Source organism: Rhodohalobacter sp. SW132, from assembly GCF_003390325.1.
Lineage (GTDB): Bacteria > Bacteroidota > Rhodothermia > Balneolales > Balneolaceae > SW132.
In genome coordinates this window covers 2,501-5,407 of record NZ_QUOK01000022.1, presented here as the reverse complement: position 1 = coordinate 5,407, position 2,907 = coordinate 2,501, and the positions used below count along the sequence as shown (strand labels likewise).

Genomic DNA, 2,907 nt, shown 5'->3' with positions numbered 1-2,907 from the left:
ATCGTTGAGTGAGTCGGGCGAGCTTTTTCAGGATATATTTTAGTATATATAATGGAGAGTTTGATCCTGGCTCAGGACGAACGCTGGCGGCGGGCTTAACACATGCAAGTCGAAGGAGAAGGAAAGAGCTTGCTCTTTCTGGAGACTGGCGCACGGATGAGTAACGCGTAGGCAATCTGCCCATAGCAGGGAGATAACCACTGGAAACGGTGGCTAATATCGCATAATGCAGCGGGGTCGCATGACCGCAGTTGTTAAAGGCCTTCGGGTCGGCTATGGATGAGCCTGCGTGCCATTAGTTAGTTGGTAGGGTAACGGCCTACCAAGGCAATGATGGCTAGGGGGTCTGAGAGGATGATCCCCCACACTGGGACTGAGACACGGCCCAGACTCCTACGGGAGGCAGCAGTGAGGAATCTTGCGCAATGGAGGAAACTCTGACGCAGCCACGCCGCGTGCCGGAAGACGGCCCTATGGGTTGTAAACGGCTTTTGATTGGGAAGAACAGGTGGGATTTGTCCTGCTTTGACGGTACCATTTGAATAAGCACCGGCTAACTCCGTGCCAGCAGCCGCGGTAATACGGAGGGTGCAAGCGTTGTCCGGAATCATTGGGTGTAAAGGGTGCGTAGGCTGGCATCTAAGTCTGGGGTGAAATCTTGCCGCTTAACGGTAAAATTGCCCTGGATACTGGATGTCTTGAATCTGACAGAGGTCGGTGGAATTCGTGGTGTAGCGGTGAAATGCATAGATATCACGAAGAACATCAGTGGCGAAGGCGGCCGGCTGGGTCAGTATTGACGCTGAGGCACGAGAGCGTGGGGAGCGAACAGGATTAGATACCCTGGTAGTCCACGCTGTAAACGATGTATGCTAGTTGTTGGGCCTTCGGGTTCAGTGACGCAGTTAACGCAGTAAGCATACCACCTGGGGAGTACGTTCGCAAGAATGAAACTCAAAGGAATTGACGGGGGCCCGCACAAGCGGTGGAGCATGTGGCTTAATTCGATGCAACGCGAAGAACCTTACCCGGGCTAAATCCACGATGACCGCCCCCGAAACGGGGCTTCCCTTCGGGGCATCATGGAAGGTGCTGCATGGCTGTCGTCAGCTCGTGCCGTGAGGTGTTGCCTTAAGTGGCGCAACGAGCGCAACCCCTGTGGTTAGTTACCAGCACGTAATGGTGGGGACTCTAGCCAGACTGCCTACGCAAGTAGTGAGGAAGGTGGGGACGACGTCAAGTCATCATGGCCCTTATGTCCGGGGCTGCACACGTGCTACAATGGATGGTACAGAGGGAAGCTACCCAGCAATGGGATGCAGATCTCCAAAGCCATTCCCAGTTCGGATTGGAGTCTGCAACTCGACTCCATGAAGGTGGAATCGCTAGTAATCGCGTATCAGCAATGACGCGGTGAATACGTTCCCGGGCCTTGTACACACCGCCCGTCAAGCGATGGAAGTCAGGAGTACCTAAAGTTGCCGTTCAACGCGGTACCTAGGGTAAGCCTGGTAACTGGCGCTAAGTCGTAACAAGGTAGCCGTACCGGAAGGTGCGGCTGGATCACCTCCTAAGAAAGTAAAAAGCAACTTGGCTTGCTTAGCGATCTGTTTATCTCTTTTGATGTTTACCCCCGCCGGTTGGGCGGGCCATTGGTTGGCCGCGTGAGTGGCAGGCATCCTGAAAATGGGCTTGTAGCTCAGGTGGTTAGAGCGCACGCCTGATAAGCGTGAGGTCGCAGGTTCAACTCCTGCCAAGCCCACTTTGGCAGTGTGTCAGCTACCTGGTGATCCGTAGGCAAGGTTATGATGCGCTGGTTGCAGATTACTAGCCCACGGATAATAAGGGGCTATAGCTCAGCTGGCTAGAGCACTGCCTTTGCAAGGCAGGGGTCCAGGGTTCGAATCCCTGTAGCTCCACGAGAATTTGTACACGTTTTTATTTTATTTTTTATTGATGATACAAGATGAACGGCGGCGCTTTTTGCGAAAGAAGCGATGGGCCGGGCAGGGGATCGACGCCCCGGAGTCTTCAGGGTTCCGCTGATGCGGGACTTGTTCTTTGACATGTTGGTAGTAAAGCTGCGCGGGCCCCTCAGGGCCTGCGTGGACATATTAGATAGAATGCGAGGTAAAAATAATCGAGCTCATAGTCTTGGGTGGTTTGTGCAGGATTTGTGCAAGCCATGCAAGCAAAAGTAAGTAAGGGCGTACGGTGAATGCCTAGGCATGCAATGGCGATGAAGGACGTGCTAAGCTGCGAAAAGCCATGGGGAGCTGCAAAGAAGTGTTGATCCATGGGTATCCGAATGGGGAAACCCATCCCGATTTATCGGGATATTCCGGTTTACCGGAAAGCGAACCTTCCGAACTGAAACATCTCAGTAGGAAGAGGAAAAAGAAACAACAGTGATTTCCCAAGTAGTGGCGAGCGAACGGGAAGAAGCCCAAACCGGTCGGTGCTTGCATCGGCCGGGGTTGTAGGACTTCTCATATACAAAAGAAAAGGTGAATCGAAGCTGCCTGGAAAGCAGCGCCACAGAAGGTGAAAGCCCTGTAGGTGAAGCTGGCTCTTTTGGAGGAGTATCCTGAGTAGCGCGGGACCGGTGAAATCCTGCGTGAATCCGGCGGCACCATCCGCCAAGGCGAAATACAGTTGCATGACCGATAGTGAACTAGTACCGTGAGGGAAAGGTGAAAAGAACGCCGAGAAGGCGAGTGAAATAGTACCTGAAACCGTGCGCTTACAAGCGGTCGGAGTCCCGACTTGTCGGGATGACGGCGTGCCTTTTGTATAATGAGCCTACGAGTTGCACCTGGCCTGCGAGGTTAAGCCCCTGAGGGGTGGAGCCGAAGCGAAAGCGAGTCTGAATAGGGCGAGCAGTAGGTTGGGGCAGACGCGAAACCG

Annotated in this window: 2 tRNA genes and 2 rRNA genes (1 of these 4 running past the window's edge); all 4 read left to right on the top strand. The window is 53.7% G+C overall.

Annotated elements, in window-relative coordinates:
* The first annotated feature begins 48 nt into the window (after positions 1-48).
* Positions 49-1,574: ribosomal RNA gene (locus DYD21_RS20700) — 16S ribosomal RNA — on the top strand.
* Between the two features lie 114 nt (positions 1,575-1,688).
* A tRNA-Ile gene (locus DYD21_RS20695) sits at positions 1,689-1,762 on the top strand.
* A gap of 83 nt (positions 1,763-1,845) precedes the next feature.
* Positions 1,846-1,919: transfer RNA gene (locus tag DYD21_RS20690), tRNA-Ala, on the top strand.
* A gap of 271 nt (positions 1,920-2,190) precedes the next feature.
* Positions 2,191-2,907: ribosomal RNA gene (locus DYD21_RS20685) — 23S ribosomal RNA — on the top strand; it runs 2,191 nt beyond the window's last position.
* The 16S and 23S rRNA genes sit together here with 2 tRNA genes alongside, the layout of an rRNA operon.